Below are 26,150 nucleotides of genomic sequence, written 5' to 3' on the forward strand. Positions count from 1 at the left end.
GCTAAATAAGCCAAGCCGCCTACTTCATTCAGTTTCTTTTCTTCTTGTAACGTTCTTTCCAGTGTTAACAGATCGACAGGAGTATTAGCCGACAACATTTTTGTTATTGTCGTAAAAATGATTTTATGTGCAGCAAAATAGAAGTTTTGCGTGCTAATAATGGGGGATACTTCATCCCACAATTCATTATCAAGCAACAAACTGCCTATGACTGCACATTCTGCTTCCATGGAATAATTTTCAACAGAATTTGTCATACCTTCCCCCTTATTTTTACTGATTAAAACGGTCAGTCCATTGCGGGAAGAGTAGCGTGCATAACTGTTGAATATTTTGTTTTTCTTTCTCGCTATGACGATGAACAGGCAAAGCAAGGCTTGCTGCTTCACGGTATGCAACGCGAGATGGGATAGAAAAATCCAGTAAGGTTAAGTTGGAATCGGAATATTGTTCAAAAAGCTGTTGCAATCCTGATACAACATTTTTGGCATCGGTGGTTCTATCTAAACAATTAATAACCGCTTTGACAGGCGGAAGGGTAAAACCAAATTTTGTCCATGTTTGGAGCTGTTGATAAAGTCCAACAGTGCCGCGCATAAATTCACGAGCGGATAATAATTCAGGTTTTAACGGTGATAAAACGAGATCACTGGCCAAAACCGACATATCGACAGTAATACCACTTGTACCGCGTGTATCAATAATGATTAAGTCATAACCTTTGATTTCTGAGATTACATCCGTAAAACGCAACATGCCATCTGGCGCATTACGTAAATAAGTCGTAATGGCATCGGTAGGGTCGTTAGATTGGATAATATCAAGGTTCTCAAATTCAGTCTGAGAGATGATGAGTTCAGGCGTTACCACACGCTGAGTGAGAAATTCAAATAATCCCTGCGGTGCAGTATAGTTAAGATGATAATAAGAAGATAAAGTAGGTTGCGAATCCGTATCGATCATTAAAGTACGAATACCATGATCTGCACAAAATGCGCCAATATTTGCAACGTTAGTTGACTTTGTTACGCCACCTTTAGTGGACATGCCAGTAACAATAAAAGAATGGTCTTGATGGGTCATAATTAATATCCTATTCGTTAAGAATGAATATCAAACATCTTATTACCTATCAAAAATCACACAGAATAGAAGATTTGAAATGGTGCCCGAGGCCAGACTTGAACTGGCACGCCCCGAAAGGCGAGGGATTTTAAATCTTTTGTGCAACTATAATTACATAAATTTTTGAATTTAAAAGAGCACCTAAAATGTCTCATTGCAAATTGTATCAGAAATTTTGGTTATGTAAATTCCCGAATGTAAAAAATTGATCTATTTTTTTAATCAAGATCTAACTTTACGGTTAGATCTTGATTGTCATTAATAATTATAGATTGTCTACACTGCTTCTAAGTGTCTCTGCATCGTATTCGATATACTCTAATGTTACACTAATATTGCTATGGCCTAGCAACTGTTTAGTGATATAAAGATTTTGTGGATTTTTCATCAAATTTGTTGCCACTGTATGACGAAAACGGTGTGGAGATACACTAAATCCTACAAGTTTAGAGAGAACCTTAAACACATGGGACAATTGGTCGTCCGTCATATCTCGTTTGCAATCCCTTGTGTAAAAGGAAAATCGATTTAAATTGAACAATTGAGCTTCTTTGTTTAAGCCTTGTTTTCTCAATTCTTGTATGAGATACGTTAAGCTGGGTATTAAGTGCTTAGATAAAGGAATTTGGTGATAATTATGCGTTTTATTAATATCTGAAGGGATAAATAATAGTTTCTTATCTAAATCAATATGCTCTATTTTCAACTTCAATAGTTGCCCACGGCGTATGGCGGTGTATTTCAACATATCAATAAGGCAACGCATAAACCATGCAGGTTGCAATATATCAGGCAACCGACCTTCATCATTTAAAACGGTCGCAATTTTGCTTAATTGCTTTTCCGTCAAGGTTTTCTTCGGTTTTTTCCCTAATTTAAGCATTAAGCCACTAAATGGGTTTTCAGTTTGCGGTACAAGTTTTTTCTTCATACCGAAGTTAAATAAACTATGTAAATGCCGCATGTAGTTGTTCCATGTTACTGGCTTAATCGACAATAGAGCTTGCATTCGCCATCTGATGATATGCTCTTGAGTGAGTTCTTCAATGCTTAAGCCAGGATAGAACTTTAGAAGTTGATGCGCTACCTTTTGATAGGTGTCTTTAGTTTTAGGTCTGATATTAATGTGTTTGTATAAAAAAATTGATCTAATAAATCATTTATTGTCATTTTTTGTACCTTTTAATTTTAACCAATGGTTATTTAATGCTAATTTGGAACCAATATACTCTTTTACGTTCGGAAGTAAATATCCATTAAGTAAAGATGTTTTGTTTTGGCCCATGACTGAACACATCCAAATATTACGACTATCATTTTCTTCCTTAATATATTGACGCTTGTGTAATTCCAATTTTTGAAATTCCTTCTGCACCAATTCCCAGTCAGAATTTTCTGTGTTACCTGTAATTTCAATTGCGTAGCTTTTGAATATGTTAGGAGTGACAAGAAATAGATGATCGTCAACGATGTGAATCATTGCATTTGGGCGGTTCATCAGCAGTTTTCCTGAGCTAATTCCTTGTTTCAACCAAGAAATAAAATTTGCTCCTGATGAATTATTAGCCGTCACTTCGGTACTTGGTGTTTTATATGACTTTTGTTGTATGTCATTATTTACTGGGTCAGTTATTTGAATTGCCGCGGTTTCATTTATGACTGGTTCAGTATTTAAATGTTGTTTAATGACTGGTTCAGTCGTTATAACAGTTTCTGCTGATACGGTGTTAGTTTGAATTGGGAATAAATCAAGAATGTTGCCAATCAAATCCATTGATTCAGCAGAGTCTTCTACGACCGATGATTCAGTAAGTGTCATATCCTTATCGATACTCATAGAATGAGTAATTTCGGTCTCTATCATCTTTTCATTAACTGATTCAATATTTATATCTACTGTATTGCTTGTATTATCAAGTAAATGCTCATCCGTTGTCTCTTGACTTTCGCTGTTTTCAATATTAATAGATGGCGTTGACAAATTAGTTTCAATAGCAGCTTCAATAGGATTTCCATGTTTATCAACGATGGTGACTTTACCTTCAAAATAAGGCGGTCGTTGGTTTACATCACTCCAAATTAAGATGGGTGAAATGCATAATAATGTAAATGTCATTTGTGGATTCCAACCCGCGTAAGATTCAACTTTAGCTGACCAAACTGCCATATTCTCTTTGGTTGTTTGAACAAGTTTATGGGCTTGCAGCTCATCTAGTAATTTACCGTTGCTACTTGGTGCAGAGATACCCTGTTGAGTGAGTGTGGCTCTAATTTTATCCAAGGTTGATTTGCTCATAACCCATAAGCCTTGTTCTGTCAGCCAGCCATCGCTACCTGTTTGTGTGGCATTTAATTTGTAATTAGAAACCACTTCTCGTAAAGCAAATTGTAACTGAGTGGCAAAAGACACTTTAGGTGTTTCAGATAATTTACGAATATCACCGCCAAGTGCCATGGTAACACTCAGTTGGTCTGCTTTTTGAATAATCTCCGAGAGTATCCCCGCCTTATCTGCATGCCCTGAAGCAAAATACATTAATGCAGCGAACGCTTGTGGGAAATCACCTAGCCATGTTAATGCTTTTTGCGGTACTAAATACGAAAGGAAAAAACTCCCTAGTGTAGGATGTAAATTGTAATCGCGAGATTGAATATATCTAAATCGGTATGGCTGGCTTAGCGTGCCTAACCAAGGAAACCATCGTTGTTCATTCTTTTGAATAACTTCTATATCTGTTGTAATTTTGCCAATATCATGAATAAGGGCGGCATAAATAACGGTTGCAGTCCAAGCATCACGTTGTTTAGCTTGTTCTTCAGGTGCGGCATTCGGTGGCAGTACATAGTTTTGTCTTAATTTTGTAGCAATGGCAATCACTTCTAAGCCATGATCTAACATTCCGCCGAGATGCGAATGATGATGAGATTCTGAAGCGGGGAAAAGTTGGACTAATTCCGCATATTTTTCAATAGGATGACGATATAATTCATCAAATAATGCTGGGGACATAGAAACATTTTGCCAGATTGTGGTCAGTTGTTTTTGTCTTAATGGCGTATTAAGTAACTCTTGATGAGTCTGTGGCGTATTAAATTCACTGGGCTCATTAATAGTAAGAGTCGCGGTTTCAGTGACTTGATTTGTTGGTATTGTTGTTTTTCTTATCTTTGACAGAATTTTCTTGAACATTGATGTTATCTCTTTTTATACGTTGAGCTTATTATTGTTGAGTAGGATTATGAGATGAAAGGTGAAATTAAATCCATAAGAAAATGAATTTACAAATCAATTATTTATAAGTGCCAATCTGAGTATTATCGCGTGCCAGGCTGTAGCTTTGTGGGGATACTACAGTAGAAAGTTAATGCAAAACGGTAGTAGTTTCTCTATACTAAGGCGCATCTAGGCTTTACGTAATTAACGATTTTATAACCTTTTTAGAGGTAAATATGAACTTAATGTTGAATGAAATTCCATCAAAATATGATTTTGAAGGGGTTATAGGAATAGATAAAGCTTCTATTAGCCTTGACCCAAATAGTAAGATTAATGTATTTATTGGAAATAATGGGGTTGGTAAAACTAAAACATTAGAGTGTTTGTATCAAGTTTTATTATTTTCAAATGATAAATATACTCTTGATAATTATTCTTTAGATAAGAAGCTTGTTTTTTCTAAGGCAAGTTTAGATGGTACATTTGTTTCAGAAAGAGATAATATTAGGTTTGTTAATGATTTTTATAAAATGGTTTCTTTTCCTATAGTTTATATCCCTGCACAAGCTAGGGGGTATATAAATGAAAAAAACATTAGCAGTATAAAACCATTAGGTTCGTATGAAGAGCGTCAAAAAAACTATTTCTATGAATTATATCGTTCCCTAGGTAATATTAATGAAACATCTATCACAGAGTGGTTTATTCAACGAGCGATGTCTACCAATAGCTATCAAAGGGGAAATGATAACAGAGAAATTGAATTACTTTCAGTATTAAATGTATTAAACAAGATTGATAGCCGTATTAGTAATGAGAAGACAGATTTTTCTATTCCCGGCGGTGATTCAGTTGAATTTACCATAGACGGAAAAAAAAGAAAGTTACAAGAGCTTAGTACAGGTTTCGCATCATTAATTCGGATTGCACAATCAATTATTTCTGGATATTCGTTTTTCACCAATTCTCGTGATATTGAAAATGAAAAAGGTGTAGTGATTATAGATGAAATTGAAAGTCACTTGCATATTAGTTGGCAAACTAGAATTTTGCCAATATTGAATAGCGTTTTTCCTAACACAACTTTTATTATTGCAACACATTCATCATTAGTACTATCTCAGTTGTATAATGGAAAAGCTTATCAGTTAGTCAATAATAATGGCGTAGTCGTAAATGAAGAAATAAATAACCCTAGTAATGAAGCATTTGTTGATCTGCTTTCTACAGCATTTAATGTAAATTTAAATAATATTAAATTAACTGACATTCAATCTGAACGTTATAAAAAGCAACAAAATCAAATTTTTAATATTCTAGGAATTTCTGAATAGGTGTGCAAATGTGTAGAGTTTTATTAGATACAAATAAGATTATCAATATACTTAAAGGCGAACAGGACGATCTTGAATGGTTGAAGGATAAATACAAGCAAGGAAATGTTTTATTTTTTACGACCCCATTAATTAGGCATGAAGTATTGCGATTTTATGACTATTCTACGGATAATGAAAGTAAATATAAAAAAGCTGAGCAATTTTTATCTAACTTAGAAATGATTGATATTAGTAAGGATATTACAGATATAGCTACTGATATTTTTAGATATGAAAGAACCAAATATCCTGAACGATACCAAAGACAAGCTGATGGAACAGAAAAACGTTTAGATAAATACAACTTCGATACAATGTATGTATCTACTGCGAAATATTCCAAATTAGAAATGACGTCAAATGATGGAGATATTCCTAAAATTATCTCATTGTATGATGAAATGGTTAATTGGAAAGTGAAATAAAAGCCTTTTAGGCCTTTTGGCCTTTTTACAAGGCCCTTTTATAAGACCTTTTACGGGCAAGCCCGTTTCTCTTAAGAGAAACGGATTACCCTTACCCCATTCCCCTTATCCCTTCGCCTTTTCCTTTTCTTTTGTCATGTTTAGGGTTAAATATGCATTTGCTTGCATATTTATGCAGTCTATATTCATTCCAAAAAATCATAATATTTTGGACAACAATTTTTGCTAGAAAAATGCGTCCAAAAAATCGTTAAATAGCATTTATCAAGATAATAAAAGGAGTAATACTATGAGAATACTTAAAAAGTACCGTATTGTTTATAGCTCTCACAGTGAATATATACATTTTAATCCTATTTTTATAGAAAACTCACTACACCAAGCTAAAAGGCTTGCTAGTAAACATCTACCTGAAGAATTAAAAAATTCAAAATCTGCAATTATTGAAATTTTTTGTGATGATTTTAGTAAAAATGAACCAATAGCAAGTAAATATGGCACGACTAAAAACAGTTATTGGTTAGCACACCCATTATTAAAAGACTTCGATTTTTGGGATTTTACAGGCGATACAGGTTATTAACTAAATGAGAAATAATGAAGAAAAAACAACGACTTTACATTACAAGGTAATAGATATAAAGGAGTAATGCTATGCTAATACACTTAACACCGACATTTTTTAACCCTTATCAGAACGTTAAAGTAACGTTAGAACAATTAAGTATTTTTGTTGAAAAGGATAATTTTGAATACGAGATACCAATCACAGAATTATCTTTAAAAAAGCCATATCGGAATAAAAGTTATTGTGTTGCTTGTGGAAAACGAAAAAATAAAGCTTTTGTGGGGTTACTGGCACATATAGAAGAAGAGCAAATCAATAAATTTACAGTTTATGAAAAATGGAAAACTATTGTGAATGATGATGAAAATGACCATTTTCATTATATCACATTTAATTTGTTGGATAATGAATTCGATACTGTATCACAAGATTTCTTACTATGGCGAGCATATAGCACAGATATTCATAAAGATTGGATTCCTGTTAATTCTATACCTAAAATGGAATTTGACACAGCTATTTTTGAAAATAGCCCACGTAGAAATGAAGTTGAAGACGGATACTATTTTAATGGCATAATTAAGCAAAGGAATGAACAGTATTTTGTTCCAACTATTCCCTTTGCAGAGCTTTTTAAACAAGGGGAAGCCTTATACTCAAATCGTATGCCTGACATAAATTTGGATGGTTTTAATTTAACTAGAGATTAGTATATGTCTAAAACAATTAGATTGACCGATAAAGAACAAGAAGCACTAAAAAAACTTGATTTTGAGCTAAACAAAAAAACGCTTAATTTAAAAATAGACAATGAACAATTAAAAAGTGTTAAATTAAATTTTACATTAAACCTTTTACAAAAGGTGCAGTATCCTGCATAGAATATAATAAAAAATAAAGTCCTAAAAATTAGGTAAATATGAATAAGATCTTATTAAAAGAGTTTTTTAAATACGAATTTCCCCATCTTGATTGGGAAAAAATTTGTGCAATCGGACGTATTAAACTACGATTAAAGATTAGCAAAAATTTCATGGCTAAACGTAATGGATTAAGAAAGGCAAGAAGTATTAAAGGTGTATCGCGTGTATATTTACATACAAGCAAAAATAATACGGAGCTTGTTATCATCCTTTCCAAGCATTTTTTCAATGATTGGTAAAAATGATGATTTACAATGGCAATAAATAATAAATTTATTCATCTTCATTATCTTCATTGCTTTCTGAGTCAGGCTGTCTAATATCTAGGATTAAATCTTCTGAAATAAATTCTTCCCCATCAGAATCATCATAAACTGGTTCAGATTTATCACCATAATCTGCAACAGGTAAGGTATCAAAGTCAATATATTGCCAATAATTACAAACAAGCTCATGATGTTGTAATTCCCAGTTTCCTGCCCAGAAATAATCTTCCTGTTCAGCGTGACAGATACCGCCGACTACTGGTTCAGAAATCTGAGCCATTAACGGATTGCCCCAGTATAAAAAAATTACCCATGCCAAAATGCGTATCATAGATCACCTATTTGTAAAAATAGGTAGTATGCCAAAAAGTCATTTTATTTGCGGTTGCTATGTCTATTTGTACTATGAATAATTTTTGTAAAAAACTATCTCATCACTTCATATAGTTTTCACTCTTAATGAGAGTGCAATCAGTCTAAAATAATTTACGACACAATGAGCAACGGTTCAGGAAGTAGTAGGAGTGGCAATAATGCATAAAGAATCATATATTCGTAAAGCTAAAGCTTGGCTTGATAATAACCCCGAACTCAAAGGGGCGGGATTTGTGAAGTTTTTTAACGGTAAAATTTATGGCTGGTCCAGAGAATTAAACCCTGCCATTGTTTGGAAAGATAAACCGGGGACTATTGCGCTGGGGTCGGATTTAAGTATTTTTATTGCCAAAGGGGGAAACTATTTCTATGGTGCAGAATACTGGGAAGAAATTGATTGGGATGATATTGAACAACTATAATTGAATTTTGGAGTAAATAAATATGCAATTTAAATTCTATAAAGGTGATTTAAATCAAGAACCATTAAAAACAATCCGTGAAGATTGGTTGGAAAATCAAGAGATTAGAAATGAAAAACTAAACGCCATTTTTGATACTATTCCTTTTCATGACGGTTGGTTAGGCTCTGAAACTAGCATTTTTGGTATTGTTTGCCAAAATGATGAGACCGTTTTATCGGAAGTAAAAAATACCAAGGGTTATAAAGTTGAGACTATCGATGAGATAATAGTTGTTAAACCTGATAAGCGGTACAAAGCAGGCAAAGTTCTTGATGCAAAACTTACTCAATGTTGGCAAATATTGCAAGCACACCCAGACTTCTCAAAATTCAGCTTAAAACAGCTAGGAATTTATATAATGGTGCCTGAATTAACTAATTTATACTTTTCTGTAGCTGGCGTTACAAATAATTATTATATTGCCAAAATTCCGATTCCAAATAGCGAATATAGTCGAGATAAATTCCCTGAAATCCCTGATTTTCTTACAGAAATCAAGGAAAGTGAATTTTTAGCTTTGCAAGGGAAGTGAGTGTAAAGTGCTAAATTTGAATCTGAACATATAGTTTTGGTGAATCCATAATTAATCTTAGCCAAGGATTGACTGTGTTAAATAAGAGTGAATACTATCAGTTATTCACCACTAAAAAAGGACAGAAAATAATTCCTGTCCTTTTTAGTTTTTATTTGTAGATTAATGATCTGAATTCAATTTTTTAGATTTCAAATCTTCGTAATATTTACGATTAGCTTCAGGGATTTTTGATACACCATAAAGAATCAATAGCCCTATAATGGCCAAAATCGTTAGTCCAATTGATAGTTCCATATTATTTCTCCTTTGAGAGTCTAATAACTCTCTGTCGTAATCCGCATCCCTTGTTAAATGTCTGCTATGTAAATCAATGGATTGAGCTATTTTTTAGACTCTAAATCCTCGTGTTGTTTTCGAGTAGATTCTTCGAGTTTTGACGCTCCATAAGCTGCTACACAGCCGATAATCGCTAAAATTGCTAAACCTACCGATAATCCAATAGGATCCATATTATTTCTCCCTTGATAAACGAATGACAACTTGTCGAAAGTGTCGTCCGATAGTCAAAAATGCCAATGTGACTACGCTTAATAATGCAATATTAAACATTCTAAAACCTAAACCATAATTACTATACAGCATAACAGGAATGGCTAGAATTGCAACTTTTGCAATATCATCGCTCAGTTTTGACCATGCTTCCAGAGTCGAAATTTCAAATGGGGGTTTAAATAACCTGAACATAGTGCTCCTTTTTTTATTAAATGAAAAAGGGATACACTATGCCCAAAGGGATAATGTATCCCCTTGGGGTTGAAGGAATATTGTGAATAATATTCCCTAATGTTTAAATGACGTTTCAAACTGACGGTGAAGATAAGCCTTTACGAGTAAGGTAATCTTTCATTGACCAATCAGGATTAAACTCTCGTCTACCTTGTAATAGTCCATTAATAGATAAATTCAAATCAAGATCCCACCAATGAATACCTTCTCCAGTTGGCGATAATTCATAGTTTTCTCTTTCTGTTTGCGAAGCATTGAGTAATTTAGGGAACCAGTCAAAAGGCACGCCTAATATTCTTCCGTCTTGCAATGTAATGTGAAATAAATCCTGATTAATGGTTACTTTAGTCGCTACCGCTAATGCTGAAGAAGTCATTCCATACCTCCACAATAAAACGTTCATATTTTTGTAAAAAGTTACATATTTCTTTTATTTCTTTTGACGAAAAACCATAAGTGTATGCTACGGATATTGGTTTTAACCATACTTTTGCTGTTTTACCTGCTTTATCAATATGAACATGAACAGGTTCTAATGGTAGTCCTTCATTTGAATAAAAGTATATTTTGTAACCTTGATAAGTTAAAACTATTGGCATAGTGTACTCCAATTAAATAAAAAGGGATACACTATGCCCAAAGGGGATAATGTATCCCCTTGGGATTAAAGGTAAAAACTTATTATTTAAGTGCTTTACCTTGAAGTCGTGATTTATTAAATAAAACTGATATGGCTAGATTGTCTACAATATCAACATCTGAACCCAAATAAAGCTGAAGCGCCATTTTGTGTTTATCTGTCATATTTGCTGAATGATCACCATAATCATAAAGATTAATACATCTCAACTGTGAATGAATAGTGGGAATGGCTTTAAATTCTGAGAATTCGTCATGATCACGACTAACCCAATCATTATATTCATCACCATTACCAATTTCTGCCATCCAATCTCGATTTGAGATAACAGAATTATCTAGCCACTTTTCTACTGCTTTCAGAATTGCGATACAGTGTAAATCACAGGTTTCATTCAAAGCAGGGCTTCCTATTCGATATAGCTCAAATCCATTATGAATGACAATGGGTGAAAATGTTATGTGTTGCATTGTATTATCTCCAAAAATAGAGAGATACTCACCCATTAAGGTTAAGTATCCCTAATGGGTGAGAATGATGCTATTACAGTAACAGGTTTAACTGAAACTCATATAGCGTTGAGTAAAAGGTTTTTAAATAGGGTGTTTTTTCTTATGAAGTAACGATATTGCCATTAATTAGCATAAAGTGGCAGCCATTCATTGGCTCCATCTTGTTCATTACCGCCAATTGCTTGACAACATTTACCTTCAATAGAAATCGCGATGACACCCGGGCAATATTCTTGAGCCGGTTTCAAGTAACGAGACCAAGAAAAACATTTGCCATTAAATACATAAACGATGCCCATTGTAATAAAAGACTGTTTATCTTGAGTTGATGTAGATAAACATTCTTCATTCGCCAATGTTTCTCTAAATGCTATCGTTTGTTCAATAACTTTGCTTAAATTCATAGAAAAATCCTTATCGTAATAAATGAGAGATATGTCCAACAACATATCTCTCTATCGTTCATTATGCTACTTCTGCAATGCGTTCAGCGGAACTGAACGTATTTTCGTATAGCTTCTGAGCATTAAGTGCGTCAAGCATATAATCACAAGCGGTGCGAGCAAATCCCGTTGCTTTAAAAATCGCTTTTTTATCTGCTTTTAACACCTTTAACCAACTATCAATGTAGGCAGCATGTTGCGGTACATCATCAAACCCAATATGCGCGCAAAGAAAGGCACAGCCAATTTCGGCGACAAGCTCTTCCATGGCATAGAGTGGATTACCAAACTTCGCTTTTCCTGAAGTAATACCTTCTCGAGCGAGACGTTTGCAATGTCCTGTTGCATGTGTCATTTCATGTAATAACGTGCTATAAAATTTTGAATTTGATTCAAATTGCTTCATTTCAGGCATCAAAATTTGATCTGTTGTCGGCATGTAGCAAGCACGGTTAGTTGGCTTGATTTGAACATCTACGTCCATACCTTTAATCATTTGCCGAATTTCCGCAAACAACGCATAAGGATTTTGCGTTGGCTGTGGTTCAACTTTTTCATAAAAGCTTTCCGGCAATCCTGAACATTGCTCAATATTAAAAAGTGGGTATCTTTTAATAACAGCAAATCGCTCCATTTGGGGATTGCCATCTTCATCAAACATAACCTGTCCATCATCATCCAATTTCTCACGCTCTCTCGGTGTGTAATTAACAACGATTGTCGCCTTTTCACCTTTATTAATGCGACCACCCAATTTATGAATGGCAGCAGACGTGATCCATTTGCTTTGTTGGTATCCTTTTTTATCGGCCGCTATCCATAATAAAAGGATATTGATTCCTGAATAAAGGCGACCTGATACTGCATTGGACGGAAGTGCAAGTTCACGTTCAGGATTACTCCATGGTTTTAACCAAGGAACAGTGCCTTGCTCTAATGCCGTGATGATTTCGTTGGTTACTTCTTGATAAAGATCGACTTTGGTATTTTTAATAAATGTTAAGTTTGTCATAGTGGTGTTTTTGTTTCTGTTTATGGGCGTTTTTAGCGAAGTTAGTTGGACGTAATTTGAAATTAATCCACGCACCATCTTCGTGAATTTCACCTTGTAAGGGTGTTAAATCACGAGTTTTGAATAGGGCTTCACGCAGTTTATGGCAAAGGACAAAAGCGGTTTTGTAGTTAATGTTTAAGTGGCGGCTCATTGTTATTGCTGAAATACCTTTGACTTCATTCGCAAACAACAAAATTGCCGCCAAAATATCAACGAAAGGCAATTTATGAAAAGCAAATGCTGTATTAGTCGTAATATAGAAGTGGCGTTGGCAATGTTTGCAACACCAACGTTTACGAGATTGAAGAAAATAAGCATTGTGGCGGATTCCGCAATGTGGACATACTATGTCCGTAATATCGTTAGGATTTCCCCAACGGTTGGCTTTTAAAAGTTGGAAGGCTTCATCTTCACTTAAACGAAAGATTTGTTTGAGATTTAAATTTTTAGATTTGCTTGAAAGCAGATAATGCTGCGCCATAAGTATTCCTTGTGTGTACAAGGTACTCAAAGCCAAACGCTAGACATAAAAAATCGCCCACCTGAATTTTCAGGTCGGCTCAAAGCGTTTTGCCTTGAATACCTTGTACACACAAGAAATACGTGGGCTTTAATAAATGAGTTGCAAACCGAAATAGAGCCTTAATAAAGGTCTCTACGCCTATATGGTTCGCTTTGCTTCTTTGAAAGAAACTAGGCTAAATATAAATAAATGGTTCATTGGCAAATTGTTATGGTTCATCAACGATGAACGGTATTCAATATAGATCTACGTTGTTTTTCTGTCAAATAAAAACAACCCATTGCTGAGTTGCTATGAGAAAGCTAATTTTATCGGATTATAAACAATAGGAGTTCATCTAAAAGACGAACTCCATAAATGGAAATAATTATTCCCATCTCACAGGAATAGTATCGACCAAAATCCAGCGGCTGTTTTCTTTGGATTTGTATCGGTACTCCCCACGAACCATCAAATCTGAAAATATTGATTTCCGCATCTGTTAATTTTGTTACAATACAAGGTAAGTTGCTAGATATTACTGAATAAGACACGTAGGTGTAATCTTGTGTATCATAACTTTGTGGACTTCGCCAAAGATACCAAGGCAAACAAAGAAAAGATACTGTTCGACTTTATTCGCAATACATTCTGCCAAAGTAGAACAGTTAAAATTGCGAAACGACCTGTATTGCTGATTTAAAGATCTTATTACAGTAATTTATAATGAGGTTAATATGAGTTTATTTAGAACGGAAGATAAAGTGAGAGATGAAGCAAAAATCATCTTAGAATTTGACAAAGAAGAAAAAGATATTAAACAAGGTACAGGTCAAATTACCACTTTTAACCAATTAGGCTTTAAAGGTGTTAATGATAAGCCTGACGGTTGGTATTTGCCTAAAAACATCAATGATGTAGCTATTATTCTTGAAACCAAATCTGAAGATAAGGATATTAGCAAGCAGGCCTTTATTGATGAATTATTAAAAAACATCGATATTATTAGCCACAAATATAAGAAAACAGTTGGGATTCTTTACAATGGCAACGATGTGATGGTGTACAAAAACAAAGAGCTAATCCCTTGTGCTAAAACGTTGCAAGCTAAGCAATACTACCTAGATTTATTCAAAGATAACAGTATAGACAAAAATAAAATCTATTCACTAACAAAGAAAATTAATGACCTATTGCACTTTAAATTTGGTATTAAAAATTTGTACCATCGTATGATTTTTACTGCTTCTGCATTAGTGGTAGAACGATTTGGTGGAAATTTAGAAGCGATTAAAAATAACGGTTACGCACCATTCCAAAATAAAATCTATAACACCCTTGCCAAATCGCTAGAAGAACATAAACAACAAAATTTAAAAATCGGCATTTTGCTTGAGGTGTACAGCGAAATTCGCATGAACATCGTAGAAAATCAAGACGATATTAATACCTTTATTGATTGCGTGATTGATATTTCTCACTCGGTTAATTCGGACAATTGGAACGGTGAAGATGTGATGGGGATTTTCTTTAACGAGTTTAATCGCTATAAGAAAAAATCAGAAAGCGGACAGGTGTTTACCCCTGAACACATTACCTCCTTTATGTATGACTTAATTGGTGTTAATCATAATGACCGTGTGTTGGACGCAACCTGTGGTAGCGGTGGCTTTTTAGTAAAAGCCATGGCGAATATGATTAAAGAAGTGGGAGGTATAAATACAGCCGAAGCTGAAAATATTAAGAAAAATCAGCTATTTGGTATTGAGTTCGACCGTGAGATTTTCGCACTTGCCTGTGCCAATATGCTTATTCATAAAGATGGTAAAACCAATTTAGAGCAGCTAGATGCACGAGAAAATCAAGCCTGTGAATGGATTAAATCTAAAAATATCAGCAAAGTGTTAATGAACCCGCCTTATGAGCGAAAATACGGCTGTAAACAGATTGTGGAAAATGTACTGAATAATGTGCCGAACGGGACAAAATGTGCTTTTATTTTGCCTGATAAAAAGCTAGAAAAAGATAAAATGAGTGGCTTACTTAAAAAGCATACGCTAGAAAGCATAATCAAACTCCCTGAAAATCTGTTTGATGCAGGTGTAACCACCAGTATTTTCGTCTTTGAAACAGGCAAACCACAGAATGAACGGAAAATTTTTGCCTGCTATATGGAAGATGATGGCTTAGAACGAGTGAAAAACCAAGGGCGACACGATATTAAAAATCGCTGGGCAGAGATTGAACGCTATTGGTTAGATGTTGTTTTAATGAAAACAGACGAAAAATACCAAACACATCAATGGTTGGACCCAAAAGAATGTTTGTCGTATCAAAAGCCACAACAGGCATTTGAAATTTTTGAAGAAGATTTCAAAAAAGTTATCTTGGACTATATTCTGTTTGAAGATGGTGTAGATGTGAAAGTTTTTAATGACAATCTACTTAATAAGGTGCTATATCAATCAGAGATTGAAAACGACAAATTGATTTTAAATTTACAAGAAAAAAATGATGAATAAGTTAGATATTTCAAATTGGAAGGAATTTATTGTTGGTGAGTTATTTGAGATTAAAAAGCCTAACGTTATTCATTCCAAAGGTGTTCAAGAATGTAATGCAAGAGATGATACTAATAGCATCCCTTATGTAGTTCGAACTAAATTTAATAATGGAATAAAATGTAATGTAGTTAGAACAGAGATAATGAAACCTGCTATTTCTGGTGTTGTTTCATTTGGAGCTGAGAACGCTTCTTTCTTTTATCAAGAAAAAGAATTTGTATCAGGTAGAGATATTTACTATATAGATACAAGCTATCTATCAAAAGAAACTTGCTTATTTCTCGTTACTTGCCTAAATACAATAACACATAAGTATTCATACAATAATGGACTGTTCCCTGATTTACTCAAAAAGGAAACCATAAAACTGCCTGTTACATCGTGCGGTAAACCCGACTGGGAATATATGGAAAACTATGTCAAAGCCTTATATTCTAGAGAGAGAGAGAGAGTATCTCTACTGTTGCAAAATATGTAACAAGGGAAACAGGCAGAAAGTTAAATGTAGCGAAATGGGGAACATTTACACTAGGCAAGTTATTTAATTGCATACAACAAGGTAAGCGGTTAAAAAAACACGACCAAGTTGAAGGTAATATTCCTTTTGTTATGGCTGGAAGAACTAATACAGGTGTTGCAAATCATATCTCTAATCCTATTGTAATGTTCCCTAAAAATTCTATTACGATTGATATTTTTGGAAATACATTTTACCGAGAATATGAATTTAGTGCAGGAGATGATACTGGCGTTTATTGGAATACGGAAACAAGTTATTCCAAAAATGTAATGCTTTTCTTAACGAGCGTTATACAGAAAACCATACAAAAAAATTATGATTTCTCTGACAAATTAAGAAGTGCTAAAAGTTTGGACATACAAATTCCACTACCTGTAACAGATAAAAACACCCCCGATTGGCAATATATGGATAGTTACATTAACCGTATGCTTTCAGTTGAAAAACTGAAATTATCACAACTTTTGTAGTTAGTGTGTAAGTAAGGTAGCTTAGGATAGAAAGGACAACAAATCGTTTAGAAGGGTTATTTGGTGAACTTAAACGAAAAATAAATAATTATAACGGATTAAATAAAAGACGTAAGGTATTGTTTATACATGATTTTCTAAATAGAAGAAGTTGCTAATCTTTAAAGAAAATAAAAATTAGCAACTATTTTGTCTATCACACCTATCATTTAGATAAAATGAATGCAGATGAGCGGAGAGGGTTATTGGTTTTCTTGGATACGGTGAATTATTGCTAGATTATGATTTACGTACCGTCAATCACAAAAAAGAATATCGTAGTGATTTAGGTGTAACCAACAATCAAGCGGAAAGTTTCTTTAGCCGTTTCAAACGAATGTACTACGGACAAACCCATAAAATGAGTAATACCTATTTACTCAATTATGCTAATGAAGTGGCTTACCGTGAAGATCATCGTAGAAAATCGAATGGTTGGCAGTTCAAAGATGTACTAAGCAAATGCCTAAATACCACAAACGAAGATAATGAATGGTGTGGCTATTGGCAACGAAAAATTGTTCATCAAGAAGTGATTTGGCAATAGGAATAATAATGGCTTATAAACTTGACCAAAAACTAAAAGCCCTTATCTTTGAACGTAAGCAAGTGCTAGAACATTTAGCATTATTAGATGTGAAGATTGCTACCGTTCAACAAACCATTGAACTAATGAAAGCGAAAGAAGATATTGCACGTTATAACACGGAAAACTTCATTTATCGCCGTAGGTATAAATTATTCAAAGGGAAAATCCGAAAGTATCTTATTCAGATGATGCGTGATGAACCGAACAAAGCCTTTACCATTACCGAGCTTACCCAGCGAATTTTTGATATTGAACAGACTCAAGGTATTCCATCAGAGAAACATTTAGACTCTGTTCGTAAGCAGTTGAATGAATTTCATCAGCGTGGTTGGATTACAAGAACACAAATCAGCCGCAAAGAAGTTTATTGGCAGTGGATATAAAAATAGTAAACGAGCATTGTCATTTTTGCTTATTTTCAAAGAAAAAATCATTCCCCCTTGAAAAAAACTATTTTTAATGTTATTTTTGGAAAAAATTTCCAAAAATAACATTAAAAAGGCTCTACAATGCTTATTGACTTTAGTGCGAAAAATTTCCGTTCATTTAATGAATTGCAAACCTTTAGTTTAATTAAAAGTAAAAGTAATGAGCTACCTAGCAATGCTTTTGGCATTGGTGAAAACTCAAACTTTAGTTTACTAAAAACTGCTGCAATCTATGGTGCTAATGCTAGCGGAAAGTCTAATTTTCTAAAGGCATTATCGACTATGAAACGTATGGTCACAGGAAGTTATCAACGTGGAGATAAACTTCCTGTTGTTCCGTTTAAGTTGAATGATTCTACAATTAACCAACCAACAGAATTTGAAGTTACATTTATTGTTGATAACGTACGTTATCAATATGGTTTTAGTGCTTCAACGACCCAAATTTATGATGAATGGTTATTTGTATATCCTAAAAATCACGCTCAAAAATGGTTTGAGAGAATTTGGAATGAACAAAATAAATCATACGATTGGAAATTTAGCTCATTCTTATTAGGTTCAAAACAAATTTGGGCTCAATCAACAAGAGAAAATGCTTTATTCTTAGCAACTGCAGTACAATTAAACAATGAACAACTAAGACCTATTTTTGATTGGTTTAATGATACCTTACACTTTGCTAACTCTGATGGTTTTACTCCCATTTTTACAGCAAATTTATGTGAAGATAATAGGAAAAATGATGTTCTAAAATTTCTAAAAACTGCAGATTTTCATATTTCAGACATCAAGGTAGAAAAAACTGAATTTAATATTTCTGAATTACCAGCTGATATGCCAGAACCGTTAAAAGATTTTTTAACACAAAGCCTTAAAGGTGAAAAAAAATTGCGGTTAGAGACGATTCATGCTGATAATAATGGAGATCCAGTTCCATTTGATTTCTATGATGAATCAGACGGTACTCAAAAGTTTTTTGCTTTTGCGGGTCCAATCTTAGACGTTCTAAAAAATGGTTATGTGCTGTGTATTGATGAATTGAACGTGAATTTACATCCTAAACTTGTTCAGTTTCTGGTTGAGCTATTTCATAATCAAGAAAGTAATCCTAAAAATGCTCAATTAATTTTTACTACGCATGAAACCTCTATTTTGACTCAAGATGTTTTTCGTAGGGATCAAATTTGGTTTTGTGAACGCTCAAAAGAACAATCATCAGTATTATATCCATTATCAGATTTTAGTCCTAAAAAGGGGAAAGAAAATTTAGAATTAGGCTATCTTTCAGGTAGATATGGTGCATTACCCTTTATTAGTACATTTACTGGAGTAAAATAATGGGAAGTGATGATTTACATAAAAAAAGAAAAGCCCTGACATTGAAGCAAAAACAACGAAAAATAGGAGTACGAAAACCTTATGACCGAGTTTTAATTGTATGTGAAGGCTCCAAAACAGAGCCTTTATATTTCAAGGCTTTGAGAGAAGAATATCAGTTACATACTGCAAATATAGAGATTTGTAACTCTTCCGGTTCAGACCCTATAAGCATTGTAAATCATGCTAAGATACGCTATCAGGAAGCTAAAAACGAAGGAAATTCTTTTGATAGGGTGTATTGTGTTTTTGATAAAGATCAACATGCTAAGTATGAGTCCGCAATCAAAAGCTTAGAAAGCTTGGTACCTAAAAACACATTTTTTGCTATTACATCTATTCCTTGCTTTGAATATTGGATTTTATTACATTTCGTTTATACAACAAGACCTTATTTTGCTACATATAGAAAGTCTGCAGCTGATAATGTTATTAGTGAGTTAAAACAATATATTCCTCATTACGAGAAAAATATTAATATTTTTGAGTTCATAAAACACAATACATCATTTGCAATATCAAATGCCAAACGAGTAAATAAATCAGCTCAGAGAGCTTCTACGGATAACCCTTCTACTAAAGTAGTTGATCTTGTGGAATATCTTATTAATTTATTAGAACGTAAATAAGAGTGTTGTAGAACGAATTGTAATAAATAGAACAAAGCTATTTCGATAGAATATATACAAAAATAGCGGTGTGATACCGCTATTTTTACGAATGAGATGACTTTAATGGCTTCAACCGCCAATGAATCCCACTACGCTCAATCAATCTTTTTTTCTCCAACCGCAACAACATTCTTTTTACTACCTTATAATAACTATCACCTACATCAACAAATTGTTGTTGTCCTACTAACCGTAATACTCTTTCTGCGATATCTCCACATACCAACCACGTACCCTGATTTTCCTTTAATACTTGTGCGATTAAATGAGCGGTAATCACAGGCTGGCTTTTCGGTGTTTTCGGCATAAATGGATCTGCCAACTCGCTAATCTCTTGCGTTAAAAGTTGCATTTGCACCGTTAATAAATCTTGTTTTTCTTTCAGTTGAAGCAACCGTTCGACTAACTCGTGTTTGAGTAACTTTTGTGTCATAATAAAAATCCCTATTGAGTGAAAATTTCAATAGGGATGTTAATGTTTTCAATCGGTTAAATCTTTGTGCAACTGCTACATAATACCGCGAATATGATTATTCGGCAATTTATATAAACACTATTTGGGTAGCAAAAATGTTAAGTACAAAACGAAAAGCAGAAATGATTCAAAGTTTGAAAGATGATTATGTTGTACTGACAGATATTGTCTGTGAAGTTATTGCTGACACTAAAGCAGATATGATTGTCTTAAAAAGAGAAAATATCCATGTCTCTGATATTGAACAAGATAAATACCGTTTACATCAGCTTGATAATGCGTATTTGTCTCTGTGTGATAAAGATCAGGTTAAAGCCGTTGATGTCATTGAACAAATTTATGAATTAAGCGATAAATACGACAAACTACGAATGAGTATTTAGTGATGGCAAGAGACACAAAAGTTAATTTATCCGGAAAAGAAAAACCGCCATTACTGGCGGCTAAAAAAGCTTATTATGCAATTAATAATTCATCTTCAATATCTGGGCTCGGTATCAATTTTCGAATCTGTTTGGATGTTGCAGTGATAATTCCCGATGCAAATTCTTGAACACTAACCATAACAATAGAGACTGCTGCAATAGGAATAATCCACATAACCCAAGCACCTGAATTGGCTTTGAACGCATTAGAAATAACAGATTGGCTTTGATTTAGAAGCGATTTTAATTCGCTATTTTCTGTTGCCAATACCATTTTGTGTCGTTTTTCTAAACGTTCTCTTAGTTTTGCATCGTTTTCATATTGTTTTTTCATTTCGAAAATAAGAGAAATGTCAATTTTAGGTAAGCGCGTCATTAAATTAGCAACGCTTTCATTAATCATATGATAAACTACCTTATCATTTTCATTCAACTCTTCAATATCCATTTGATGTAGTTCCATTTGAATCATCAAAAGCTCTGCACGTAACGCCATTCTTTTATTAGGTGCAATGATTGACTCATATACTAAATGCCCAAGTGCTAAAGCGATGATCACATAAAGCAATCCAGTCATTACACTAATCATCTTTGTACTCCTATTTTATTTTTCATTTTTGATGAATATTTCTTGAATTCTTTCTCTAATTTTGCATAGTTACGGCGGTTTCTTTTAGCATCACGAATCCACGCCAACACAGTCACAATAAACAGGATATATCCTACGATATAACCTGTTTTTAGATATTCAAGAAATAAAAAAGTTAATTTAGAAATATCTTCAGATGGTAATCTATAGAGAACAAACAGAAAAGCAAGCATGACAATCAAAATAGGCAGTTGACCACGATTCATTGCAGTATTTAATACATCTCGCACCGCTTGTGCCCAAGTGACTTTTGTATTTCGATTATTATCGCTATTCATTAAATCCCCAATTAAACCAATAGCCTACAAGTAAGACTTGCAGGCTGTATCTGATAAATATAATGCTGTATTCTAAATCAGTTAACTTTAACTGACAATAACTTTCCCACTTTATGTGGTTTATTTTACCGATAAACCACAAAAAAACCGCCATCCAAGGCGGTTTTGTTGTGCTTATGCTATTGTTCGATAAGCATTTATAAACTTCTCATCTTAGTAAATTCAAGATTTTGTTTAGCTTGTTTGCAGTTTACGTTCTCTGAACGATCACCTTTCGAAATGGATAACGCGGCGGTATCAACTTCGTCACTGCCACGTGGTATCACCACTTCAATTTGATATGACGTACCTTTATCAACAAGTTCCAATGTGCTTGTTGAGAAGCCAGACCCCACTGCAACCGCCGTTTCTTCTCTTGCCATCACATCTTTAATCGCATTTTTAAAGGTTGTGCTGCCATAAGTAAATTCATAGTTATTACCAACTTTTTTCACCAACACGGATGAGCCATTTTCCGTTTTACATGAAAAAATTGTGGAATTCGCTGCACTTGCTGAAACAGACATTGCAGCTAACACTAAGGCAGTCATAAGTTTACGCATAATAAATCTCCTTAAATAGATGGTTAACTTTCGGTATTATACCTTAACTTTTACCAAGAATATAATCTGCTTCTTGATTTCTTCGTTTGGCATTAATGCCACCGTTATTCGTTTGACGATTTCTCACCGCATTGGCTAAACCTGTCATATCACCTGTTTTGGCAGCGTTAATGGCTGCTTGTTTCACATCTTTCGTTAGTCGTCCATAATTATAGGCATACGATGTTAGCGCAGCTTGCACGTTTGCAGGTAATGCATCCCATGACTCAGCTAATACTTGGTTTCTTGCTCTATTGGCAAACTCTTGAGTACGGCGCGCCAAATCACGTTCCGCATCTTCTCGCGTTATCACCGTATCTTTAGTGACCTTAACCACAGTACCATCGGCTTTGGTAATGGTATCTGAACCATAACCTGTCCGATAAGCATTAACATCCCAATAGGCTTTTGAACTAAATCCTTCAAAATTTTTCAATAATGCCGTTGCCTGATCGATAGCTGCTCCAGTTAAAGGCGGAATTGAACTATAACTGCCTGAACCTGAAATTCCTGTCCCACTACCTGAACCGCCCGGGGTTGGTGTGGCGTTATATGAGCCATAGAAGCCATTTAACCCACTTTCTTCTGTTGGCACATTCATGTTGATATATCGTTCAACAGGGGCTAAGTTTGAACCACTGACACTACCCTGCGATTTTGTTTTTTCGCCCCAGATACGCGTATCACTGTTATCTTTTGCGTTACTGGTTAATGCACGTTGTTGCTCAACCGTGCGGTTATTTAAAATGGCGATAATCGTATTTTGGTTAATGGAACGTTGCAAGTCCATTTCCATTTTCACTTGGTTAATCTCGCGATCTAATGTCGCTAAATTACGCTCTAATTCTTCCATCGCATCGGTATTTTGTGTCACGTTAGGTTCGCGCATCCCGGCTAATAGCATACGTCTTGCCATTAATGCTTTTTCAAGGTTACGTGAAATCGCCACTTCGTTCGACAAACGAGTCGCTAAAATGACAGCGTCAGGATCTTCTTTTAATGATTCAATCACTGTACGCGTAATAGGGACAGTGGTAGAGCCTAATGTTGCTAATTGTTCATTGGTGACCGATGGTGAATTTAAAACATCTTGGAAATTTGCCATCAATTTAATGGTTTCTTTCTCAATTTTCGGCGCAAGCCCCGTCCCGGCTTTTGCTTCGATGGCAGGTGTACCGCAGTCTGCACAAGTAGACAATGATTTATCACCTAAGACATCTCTCACCCAAGCTGCGGCGTCTTCAGGTTTTTTCCATTCAGAGCAAAGCATGCCATCGCAAGCTTGCGATGAAATACTGCTTTTATCCGTTGCCTTACGCCCTAAGAGAACGTTATAACCTGCAAGTACAGAGTCATAAATGACTTCAATTCGTCCTTGATTTTGTCCCCCTTTCTTTTCACCGCCAATCCATTGAACACCATTTTTACCGCCGTCTTTCTCCATTTGCTTTTTCGCCATTTTAGGGTCGGTCGAGACACTTACGATGTCTTTGTAGTTTTCAAGCTTCGCTAAATCTGTCCATTTATTCCCCATGACACGATCGGCCAATTGAGCACTCATCGTTTCACAGTCGGTTTTAAACTTATTAAAATCAAGGGACGCTTGATACATCCCATTGGTTAAAATGTCATACAACTGCGGATTGGCACGTTGAATAATCATGGCAGGTAAGCTCGCGACCGCGCCTTGTGCGGATTCAATCACATTCCCGAATAAATCTTTAAACCCTTCTGTTACGCCATTTAATTGATTTTTAACGCTCGTTTTTAAATCAAAATTACCGCACATTAAGTTACTCGACCAACCAATACCGATACTATAGGTATTGGGGGCTTTATTGGCAGTCGGCGGCATAATCGCCGCACCGCCCCCGATGGAATAAAACAAATTATCGGATAAGACAGAGCCTTGCAAATAATTAGCTGAAACAGAATTCGATGTTAAGGTGCTGATCCCCACTAGCATACTCAATGCAAGTGGCGTTAATTTTTGTTGATAGGATTTCTTTGACTTCATAACGTTCTCCCTTAAAAGACTAATAACTCATCCAATCCGTGCTACCTAGGAATGTTTGCCCACGGCGTTTACAACAGGCATAAGGTCGCCACAATGCCCAGCTGTAATTTCCTTGTTCGGATAATTTGCTCGAATAACTGTCCGCAGCTTGACCATCAGGGAAAATCGAACAAGATTGTGACATCGCAGGGCTTAACATTTGCCATTTATGGGTTTTCTTATCCCCTTCTTTGACTTCTTTCGGTGGCCAGTATCCCGCTGAATTCCCTTTTGTAGCCGGGTAATACACATGCAATTGTCCTGAGCGACTGACAATGTCTGCTACACGTTGTGCAATGAGCCCTGCCGCTTTGTAATCATGCACTTGCGTCACACTGCCTGAACGCGGATAAATATTTCCCCATAAATCACCATTGGCGCGCACTTCGCGCATGCCCGGTGTTAAGGCTTCAGGGTAAAGCATTTCAGGAACACCTTGATTCCATGCAAGATAATCTAAGGCACTTAAAAAATAAGGTTGAAACGGTGTTGTTTGTGATTCACAGGAGTAACCCATACTGCTAATCATATTCAAAAATAAACCGCCGGGATGACCAATAGCTTCTGCATTTTTGAAACGATATTGACTGTAATTTTTAATCGGACTTTGTGCTCGTCCGCCTTGTGCGCCTTGATTCATCCAGCTCATTTCCGTCCAAGGACTTTGTCCTATATGGTTGTAGCTCGAAACAACCATCTCCGGGATGAAATGATGAACTTTCACGGACGTTCGGACAGTGCAACCAAATTTAGTGCAAAACAGCCAATAACACATTCCGACAAGCTTATAATCCGCGCAATCGGGAGACGCGCTAGATGTTAAAATAGTCGCAGTATTAATTTGATTCGCCGCAACGTTGCCGGAATAAGTCAGTGGCAACATCCCCATCGTGCCACTTAAAAAGACGGTGAAAAATTTAGATCTATTCATTTTTTTCCTTGATATGATGTGCTTTTCGATAAAGATGGATAGCTTGCTCAACATCACTCGTGCCATACACAATTTCCGTTTTCGTGTTGTCCGATGAAATAAAGGCAACTGCAGGGACTTTCATCACGCCATTTTTCCAGCCACTGACAACGCCCTGATAGGCTTCTGCCAATTGACCTTCGATTTGTTTCCATTGTGGGGAATTTAGCCATTCTTTCGCTTGTTTTTCTGCACTTTCCAGCGATGTTCCTAAATGGCGGCTGACGTCATTTTCAATTATTTCAACCCTATCAAGGTAATGACTTTCATCGGCTAGATGTGCGCCTTTGATGGGATAAGCTGTAATGGAATAGGCGATGACTTGTGTGTTTTCAATGGGTGATGTTGCTTGTGCATAAGGCATTGCGCCTAATACACATAAGCCTATGAGTTGGAAGCTAAGTTGAGTGTGTTGATGTGGTATTTTCATAATTTCAATCAAGATTAATGGTATTTTAATGACACATTAAAAACTTGGTTTGAAAAAGAAAATAGAAAACTAAAATTGAACTTGAGAGAATTTTTTTGTTGTGTTTTGGTTTAAATTGATTTTAATATATACCTAATTTGTAAGGAGAGAGCATGTTGAACTTATTTAAACGCTTAACTAATTTAAGTATCGTCTCATCAGTTTTGCAAAAAACAATGGAATATCCTGATGTTCATCATGGTTTTGAGCGAGATCGCAAAAACTTATATAAAAATCGCAATAAATTTGTACGTGATTTTAATCGTAATCTGAGAACTTATAGCCAAGAATAAGCGATGTTTTTTAATCCCTGCA

General features: G+C 35.0%; 35 protein-coding genes and 3 pseudogenes. 18 read left to right on the forward strand and 20 right to left on the reverse strand.

The window, feature by feature from the left end:
• The 4 genes from E7T07_RS09675 to mobH form a co-directional block, all read right to left on the reverse strand.
• Positions 1-257 (reverse strand): DnaB-like helicase N-terminal domain-containing protein (locus E7T07_RS09675; RefSeq protein WP_281279616.1); only part of this gene is annotated, 257 nt, incomplete at its 3' end.
• A 16-nt stretch (positions 258-273) separates the two neighbouring features.
• Positions 274-1,083 carry a ParA family protein gene (locus tag E7T07_RS09680; RefSeq protein ID WP_135710942.1) on the reverse strand — a complete coding sequence of 270 codons (810 nt, stop codon included), beginning with the start codon at positions 1,081-1,083 and terminating at the stop codon, positions 274-276.
• Between the two features lie 307 nt (positions 1,084-1,390).
• Positions 1,391-2,056, reverse strand: a complete 666-nt coding sequence (locus tag E7T07_RS09685) for a tyrosine-type recombinase/integrase (protein WP_167874952.1) — start codon at positions 2,054-2,056, stop codon at positions 1,391-1,393.
• A gap of 225 nt (positions 2,057-2,281) precedes the next feature.
• Positions 2,282-4,315 (reverse strand): MobH family relaxase, encoded by a 2,034-nt coding sequence (gene mobH, locus E7T07_RS09690; RefSeq protein ID WP_135710944.1) that lies wholly within the window; start codon positions 4,313-4,315, stop codon positions 2,282-2,284.
• Between the two features lie 260 nt (positions 4,316-4,575).
• Here mobH and E7T07_RS09695 point away from each other — a divergent pair, with 260 nt between their 5' ends.
• The 6 genes from E7T07_RS09695 to E7T07_RS09715 all read left to right on the forward strand — a co-directional run bounded on the left by E7T07_RS09695 (position 4,576) and on the right by E7T07_RS09715 (position 7,873).
• Positions 4,576-5,676, forward strand: a complete 1,101-nt coding sequence (locus tag E7T07_RS09695) for an AAA family ATPase (protein ID WP_246046239.1) — start codon at positions 4,576-4,578, stop codon at positions 5,674-5,676.
• An 8-nt stretch (positions 5,677-5,684) separates the two neighbouring features.
• Positions 5,685-6,143: a PIN domain-containing protein gene (locus E7T07_RS09700; protein WP_135710945.1), complete on the forward strand. Its 459-nt coding sequence runs from the start codon at positions 5,685-5,687 to the stop codon at positions 6,141-6,143.
• Between the two features lie 289 nt (positions 6,144-6,432).
• Positions 6,433-6,726 (forward strand): hypothetical protein, encoded by a 294-nt coding sequence (locus E7T07_RS09705; protein WP_135710946.1) that lies wholly within the window; start codon positions 6,433-6,435, stop codon positions 6,724-6,726.
• A 71-nt stretch (positions 6,727-6,797) separates the two neighbouring features.
• Positions 6,798-7,421 carry a DUF6012 family protein gene (locus tag E7T07_RS09710; RefSeq protein WP_135710947.1) on the forward strand — a complete coding sequence of 208 codons (624 nt, stop codon included), beginning with the start codon at positions 6,798-6,800 and terminating at the stop codon, positions 7,419-7,421.
• Between the two features lie 3 nt (positions 7,422-7,424).
• Complete coding sequence (locus tag E7T07_RS10995; RefSeq protein ID WP_167874953.1) at positions 7,425-7,592, forward strand: hypothetical protein; 168 nt, start codon at positions 7,425-7,427, stop codon at positions 7,590-7,592.
• Positions 7,593-7,630: 38 nt separating this feature from the next.
• The gene (locus E7T07_RS09715; protein WP_135710948.1) at positions 7,631-7,873 is read left to right on the forward strand and encodes a hypothetical protein; all 243 of its coding nucleotides are present in this window, start codon (positions 7,631-7,633) and stop codon (positions 7,871-7,873) included.
• A gap of 34 nt (positions 7,874-7,907) precedes the next feature.
• On the opposite strand, the gene E7T07_RS09720 is transcribed toward E7T07_RS09715, so the two are convergent.
• Entirely contained in the window at positions 7,908-8,219 is a 312-nt protein-coding gene (locus E7T07_RS09720; protein WP_135710949.1) for a hypothetical protein, read from the reverse strand.
• A gap of 214 nt (positions 8,220-8,433) precedes the next feature.
• Here E7T07_RS09720 and E7T07_RS09725 point away from each other — a divergent pair, with 214 nt between their 5' ends.
• Both E7T07_RS09725 and E7T07_RS09730 read left to right on the forward strand, forming a co-directional pair.
• Positions 8,434-8,697: an antirestriction protein ArdR gene (locus tag E7T07_RS09725; RefSeq protein WP_135710950.1), complete on the forward strand. Its 264-nt coding sequence runs from the start codon at positions 8,434-8,436 to the stop codon at positions 8,695-8,697.
• Between the two features lie 22 nt (positions 8,698-8,719).
• A complete protein-coding gene (locus E7T07_RS09730; RefSeq protein ID WP_135710951.1) occupies positions 8,720-9,271 on the forward strand; it encodes a DUF5420 family protein in 552 nt (183 codons plus the stop codon).
• Positions 9,272-9,433: 162 nt separating this feature from the next.
• Here the strand turns inward: E7T07_RS09730 and E7T07_RS11180 are convergent, their stop codons facing one another.
• The 8 genes and pseudogenes from E7T07_RS11180 to E7T07_RS09765 all read right to left on the reverse strand — a co-directional run.
• Positions 9,434-9,568 carry a hypothetical protein gene (locus E7T07_RS11180; protein ID WP_281279617.1) on the reverse strand — a complete coding sequence of 45 codons (135 nt, stop codon included), beginning with the start codon at positions 9,566-9,568 and terminating at the stop codon, positions 9,434-9,436.
• Positions 9,569-9,654: 86 nt separating this feature from the next.
• Complete coding sequence (locus E7T07_RS11185) at positions 9,655-9,783, reverse strand: hypothetical protein (protein ID WP_273316961.1); 129 nt, start codon at positions 9,781-9,783, stop codon at positions 9,655-9,657.
• Between the two features lie 350 nt (positions 9,784-10,133).
• Positions 10,134-10,436: a DUF2442 domain-containing protein gene (locus E7T07_RS09740; RefSeq protein WP_135710953.1), complete on the reverse strand. Its 303-nt coding sequence runs from the start codon at positions 10,434-10,436 to the stop codon at positions 10,134-10,136.
• The gene (locus tag E7T07_RS09745) at positions 10,405-10,659 is read right to left on the reverse strand and encodes a DUF4160 domain-containing protein (RefSeq protein ID WP_135710954.1); all 255 of its coding nucleotides are present in this window, start codon (positions 10,657-10,659) and stop codon (positions 10,405-10,407) included. Before E7T07_RS09745 ends, E7T07_RS09740 begins: the two co-directional genes overlap by 32 nt.
• Before the next feature lie 82 nt (positions 10,660-10,741).
• A complete protein-coding gene (locus tag E7T07_RS09750) occupies positions 10,742-11,170 on the reverse strand; it encodes a hypothetical protein (RefSeq protein WP_135710955.1) in 429 nt (142 codons plus the stop codon).
• Positions 11,171-11,334: 164 nt separating this feature from the next.
• Positions 11,335-11,616: a hypothetical protein gene (locus E7T07_RS09755; protein ID WP_135710956.1), complete on the reverse strand. Its 282-nt coding sequence runs from the start codon at positions 11,614-11,616 to the stop codon at positions 11,335-11,337.
• Between the two features lie 61 nt (positions 11,617-11,677).
• Positions 11,678-12,667 carry an ArdC family protein gene (locus tag E7T07_RS09760; RefSeq protein ID WP_135710957.1) on the reverse strand — a complete coding sequence of 330 codons (990 nt, stop codon included), beginning with the start codon at positions 12,665-12,667 and terminating at the stop codon, positions 11,678-11,680.
• Between the two features lie 7 nt (positions 12,668-12,674).
• Positions 12,675-13,190: pseudogene (locus E7T07_RS09765) on the reverse strand (transposase); the annotation flags it as partial.
• A gap of 586 nt (positions 13,191-13,776) precedes the next feature.
• Here E7T07_RS09765 and E7T07_RS09770 point away from each other — a divergent pair.
• From E7T07_RS09770 to E7T07_RS09805, 8 genes and pseudogenes are all read left to right on the forward strand, one after another.
• Positions 13,777-13,914, forward strand: a pseudogene (locus tag E7T07_RS09770) (IS1595 family transposase); the annotation flags it as partial.
• A gap of 34 nt (positions 13,915-13,948) precedes the next feature.
• On the forward strand, positions 13,949-15,733 hold the full coding sequence (locus E7T07_RS09775; protein WP_135710958.1) for an HsdM family class I SAM-dependent methyltransferase: 1,785 nt from the start codon (positions 13,949-13,951) through the stop codon (positions 15,731-15,733).
• Positions 15,726-16,253 carry a restriction endonuclease subunit S gene (locus E7T07_RS09780; protein ID WP_246046241.1) on the forward strand — a complete coding sequence of 176 codons (528 nt, stop codon included), beginning with the start codon at positions 15,726-15,728 and terminating at the stop codon, positions 16,251-16,253. Before E7T07_RS09775 ends, E7T07_RS09780 begins: the two co-directional genes overlap by 8 nt.
• On the forward strand, positions 16,229-16,765 hold the full coding sequence (locus tag E7T07_RS09785) for a restriction endonuclease subunit S (protein ID WP_135710960.1): 537 nt from the start codon (positions 16,229-16,231) through the stop codon (positions 16,763-16,765). Before E7T07_RS09780 ends, E7T07_RS09785 begins: the two co-directional genes overlap by 25 nt.
• Positions 16,766-17,024: 259 nt before the next feature.
• Positions 17,025-17,351: pseudogene (locus E7T07_RS09790) on the forward strand (transposase); the annotation flags it as partial.
• Between the two features lie 8 nt (positions 17,352-17,359).
• Positions 17,360-17,776, forward strand: coding sequence for a hypothetical protein (locus tag E7T07_RS09795; protein ID WP_135710961.1), 417 nt, complete (start codon positions 17,360-17,362; stop codon positions 17,774-17,776).
• Positions 17,777-17,902: 126 nt separating this feature from the next.
• A complete protein-coding gene (locus E7T07_RS09800) occupies positions 17,903-19,162 on the forward strand; it encodes an AAA family ATPase (protein WP_135710962.1) in 1,260 nt (419 codons plus the stop codon).
• Positions 19,162-19,830 carry an RloB family protein gene (locus E7T07_RS09805; RefSeq protein ID WP_135710963.1) on the forward strand — a complete coding sequence of 223 codons (669 nt, stop codon included), beginning with the start codon at positions 19,162-19,164 and terminating at the stop codon, positions 19,828-19,830. The genes E7T07_RS09800 and E7T07_RS09805 overlap by 1 nt, the downstream gene beginning before the upstream one ends.
• Positions 19,831-19,915: 85 nt before the next feature.
• On the opposite strand, the gene E7T07_RS09810 is transcribed toward E7T07_RS09805, so the two are convergent.
• Positions 19,916-20,305, reverse strand: coding sequence for a hypothetical protein (locus E7T07_RS09810; RefSeq protein WP_135710964.1), 390 nt, complete (start codon positions 20,303-20,305; stop codon positions 19,916-19,918).
• Between the two features lie 137 nt (positions 20,306-20,442).
• Between E7T07_RS09810 and E7T07_RS09815 the strand changes: the two genes are divergently transcribed.
• Positions 20,443-20,730 carry a hypothetical protein gene (locus E7T07_RS09815; RefSeq protein ID WP_135710965.1) on the forward strand — a complete coding sequence of 96 codons (288 nt, stop codon included), beginning with the start codon at positions 20,443-20,445 and terminating at the stop codon, positions 20,728-20,730.
• 73 nt (positions 20,731-20,803) lie between these two features.
• Here E7T07_RS09815 and E7T07_RS09820 read toward each other — a convergent pair whose 3' ends face one another.
• The 6 genes from E7T07_RS09820 to E7T07_RS09845 all read right to left on the reverse strand — a co-directional run bounded on the left by E7T07_RS09820 (position 20,804) and on the right by E7T07_RS09845 (position 25,796).
• Positions 20,804-21,361 carry a hypothetical protein gene (locus E7T07_RS09820; protein ID WP_135710966.1) on the reverse strand — a complete coding sequence of 186 codons (558 nt, stop codon included), beginning with the start codon at positions 21,359-21,361 and terminating at the stop codon, positions 20,804-20,806.
• On the reverse strand, positions 21,358-21,699 hold the full coding sequence (locus E7T07_RS09825) for a hypothetical protein (protein ID WP_135710967.1): 342 nt from the start codon (positions 21,697-21,699) through the stop codon (positions 21,358-21,360). The genes E7T07_RS09820 and E7T07_RS09825 overlap by 4 nt, the downstream gene beginning before the upstream one ends.
• A gap of 197 nt (positions 21,700-21,896) precedes the next feature.
• Positions 21,897-22,301 (reverse strand): hypothetical protein, encoded by a 405-nt coding sequence (locus tag E7T07_RS09830; protein ID WP_135710968.1) that lies wholly within the window; start codon positions 22,299-22,301, stop codon positions 21,897-21,899.
• Positions 22,302-22,344: 43 nt separating this feature from the next.
• Complete coding sequence (locus E7T07_RS09835; RefSeq protein WP_135710969.1) at positions 22,345-24,357, reverse strand: integrating conjugative element protein; 2,013 nt, start codon at positions 24,355-24,357, stop codon at positions 22,345-22,347.
• A 19-nt stretch (positions 24,358-24,376) separates the two neighbouring features.
• Positions 24,377-25,327, reverse strand: a complete 951-nt coding sequence (locus E7T07_RS09840) for a TIGR03756 family integrating conjugative element protein (RefSeq protein WP_135710970.1) — start codon at positions 25,325-25,327, stop codon at positions 24,377-24,379.
• Positions 25,320-25,796: a TIGR03757 family integrating conjugative element protein gene (locus E7T07_RS09845; RefSeq protein WP_135710971.1), complete on the reverse strand. Its 477-nt coding sequence runs from the start codon at positions 25,794-25,796 to the stop codon at positions 25,320-25,322. The genes E7T07_RS09840 and E7T07_RS09845 overlap by 8 nt, the downstream gene beginning before the upstream one ends.
• A 152-nt stretch (positions 25,797-25,948) precedes the next feature.
• Here E7T07_RS09845 and E7T07_RS09850 point away from each other — a divergent pair, with 152 nt between their 5' ends.
• Positions 25,949-26,128, forward strand: coding sequence for a hypothetical protein (locus E7T07_RS09850; protein WP_135710972.1), 180 nt, complete (start codon positions 25,949-25,951; stop codon positions 26,126-26,128).
• Positions 26,129-26,150: the final 22 nt, after the last annotated feature.

Origin of the sequence: Actinobacillus porcinus (assembly GCF_901764995.1) — a bacterium.
Classification (GTDB): domain Bacteria; phylum Pseudomonadota; class Gammaproteobacteria; order Enterobacterales; family Pasteurellaceae; genus Exercitatus; species Exercitatus porcinus.

What these genes read in the sequence shown, in the direction of transcription:
- E7T07_RS09805 (WP_135710963.1), top strand. Translation starts at nt 19,162, where the DNA reads ATGGGAAGTGATGATTTACATAAAAAAAGAAAAGCCCTGACATTGAAG.
- E7T07_RS09830 (WP_135710968.1), bottom strand. Translation starts at nt 22,301, where the DNA reads ATGCGTAAACTTATGACTGCCTTAGTGTTAGCTGCAATGTCTGTTTCA.
- E7T07_RS11180 (WP_281279617.1), bottom strand. Translation starts at nt 9,568, where the DNA reads ATGGAACTATCAATTGGACTAACGATTTTGGCCATTATAGGGCTATTG.
- E7T07_RS09695 (WP_246046239.1), top strand. Translation starts at nt 4,576, where the DNA reads ATGAACTTAATGTTGAATGAAATTCCATCAAAATATGATTTTGAAGGG.
- E7T07_RS09845 (WP_135710971.1), bottom strand. Translation starts at nt 25,796, where the DNA reads ATGAAAATACCACATCAACACACTCAACTTAGCTTCCAACTCATAGGC.
- E7T07_RS09820 (WP_135710966.1), bottom strand. Translation starts at nt 21,361, where the DNA reads ATGATTAGTGTAATGACTGGATTGCTTTATGTGATCATCGCTTTAGCA.
- E7T07_RS09760 (WP_135710957.1), bottom strand. Translation starts at nt 12,667, where the DNA reads ATGACAAACTTAACATTTATTAAAAATACCAAAGTCGATCTTTATCAA.
- E7T07_RS09810 (WP_135710964.1), bottom strand. Translation starts at nt 20,305, where the DNA reads ATGACACAAAAGTTACTCAAACACGAGTTAGTCGAACGGTTGCTTCAA.
- E7T07_RS09835 (WP_135710969.1), bottom strand. Translation starts at nt 24,357, where the DNA reads ATGAAGTCAAAGAAATCCTATCAACAAAAATTAACGCCACTTGCATTG.
- E7T07_RS09715 (WP_135710948.1), top strand. Translation starts at nt 7,631, where the DNA reads ATGAATAAGATCTTATTAAAAGAGTTTTTTAAATACGAATTTCCCCAT.
- E7T07_RS09800 (WP_135710962.1), top strand. Translation starts at nt 17,903, where the DNA reads ATGCTTATTGACTTTAGTGCGAAAAATTTCCGTTCATTTAATGAATTG.
- E7T07_RS09725 (WP_135710950.1), top strand. Translation starts at nt 8,434, where the DNA reads ATGCATAAAGAATCATATATTCGTAAAGCTAAAGCTTGGCTTGATAAT.
- E7T07_RS09745 (WP_135710954.1), bottom strand. Translation starts at nt 10,659, where the DNA reads ATGCCAATAGTTTTAACTTATCAAGGTTACAAAATATACTTTTATTCA.
- E7T07_RS09780 (WP_246046241.1), top strand. Translation starts at nt 15,726, where the DNA reads ATGAATAAGTTAGATATTTCAAATTGGAAGGAATTTATTGTTGGTGAG.
- E7T07_RS10995 (WP_167874953.1), top strand. Translation starts at nt 7,425, where the DNA reads ATGTCTAAAACAATTAGATTGACCGATAAAGAACAAGAAGCACTAAAA.
- mobH (WP_135710944.1), bottom strand. Translation starts at nt 4,315, where the DNA reads ATGTTCAAGAAAATTCTGTCAAAGATAAGAAAAACAACAATACCAACA.
- E7T07_RS09680 (WP_135710942.1), bottom strand. Translation starts at nt 1,083, where the DNA reads ATGACCCATCAAGACCATTCTTTTATTGTTACTGGCATGTCCACTAAA.
- E7T07_RS09840 (WP_135710970.1), bottom strand. Translation starts at nt 25,327, where the DNA reads ATGAATAGATCTAAATTTTTCACCGTCTTTTTAAGTGGCACGATGGGG.
- E7T07_RS09825 (WP_135710967.1), bottom strand. Translation starts at nt 21,699, where the DNA reads ATGAATAGCGATAATAATCGAAATACAAAAGTCACTTGGGCACAAGCG.
- E7T07_RS09730 (WP_135710951.1), top strand. Translation starts at nt 8,720, where the DNA reads ATGCAATTTAAATTCTATAAAGGTGATTTAAATCAAGAACCATTAAAA.
- E7T07_RS09755 (WP_135710956.1), bottom strand. Translation starts at nt 11,616, where the DNA reads ATGAATTTAAGCAAAGTTATTGAACAAACGATAGCATTTAGAGAAACA.
- E7T07_RS09850 (WP_135710972.1), top strand. Translation starts at nt 25,949, where the DNA reads ATGTTGAACTTATTTAAACGCTTAACTAATTTAAGTATCGTCTCATCA.
- E7T07_RS09775 (WP_135710958.1), top strand. Translation starts at nt 13,949, where the DNA reads ATGAGTTTATTTAGAACGGAAGATAAAGTGAGAGATGAAGCAAAAATC.
- E7T07_RS09705 (WP_135710946.1), top strand. Translation starts at nt 6,433, where the DNA reads ATGAGAATACTTAAAAAGTACCGTATTGTTTATAGCTCTCACAGTGAA.
- E7T07_RS09795 (WP_135710961.1), top strand. Translation starts at nt 17,360, where the DNA reads ATGGCTTATAAACTTGACCAAAAACTAAAAGCCCTTATCTTTGAACGT.
- E7T07_RS09700 (WP_135710945.1), top strand. Translation starts at nt 5,685, where the DNA reads ATGTGTAGAGTTTTATTAGATACAAATAAGATTATCAATATACTTAAA.
- E7T07_RS09750 (WP_135710955.1), bottom strand. Translation starts at nt 11,170, where the DNA reads ATGCAACACATAACATTTTCACCCATTGTCATTCATAATGGATTTGAG.
- E7T07_RS09740 (WP_135710953.1), bottom strand. Translation starts at nt 10,436, where the DNA reads ATGACTTCTTCAGCATTAGCGGTAGCGACTAAAGTAACCATTAATCAG.
- E7T07_RS11185 (WP_273316961.1), bottom strand. Translation starts at nt 9,783, where the DNA reads ATGGATCCTATTGGATTATCGGTAGGTTTAGCAATTTTAGCGATTATC.
- E7T07_RS09685 (WP_167874952.1), bottom strand. Translation starts at nt 2,056, where the DNA reads ATGAAGAAAAAACTTGTACCGCAAACTGAAAACCCATTTAGTGGCTTA.
- E7T07_RS09710 (WP_135710947.1), top strand. Translation starts at nt 6,798, where the DNA reads ATGCTAATACACTTAACACCGACATTTTTTAACCCTTATCAGAACGTT.
- E7T07_RS09815 (WP_135710965.1), top strand. Translation starts at nt 20,443, where the DNA reads ATGTTAAGTACAAAACGAAAAGCAGAAATGATTCAAAGTTTGAAAGAT.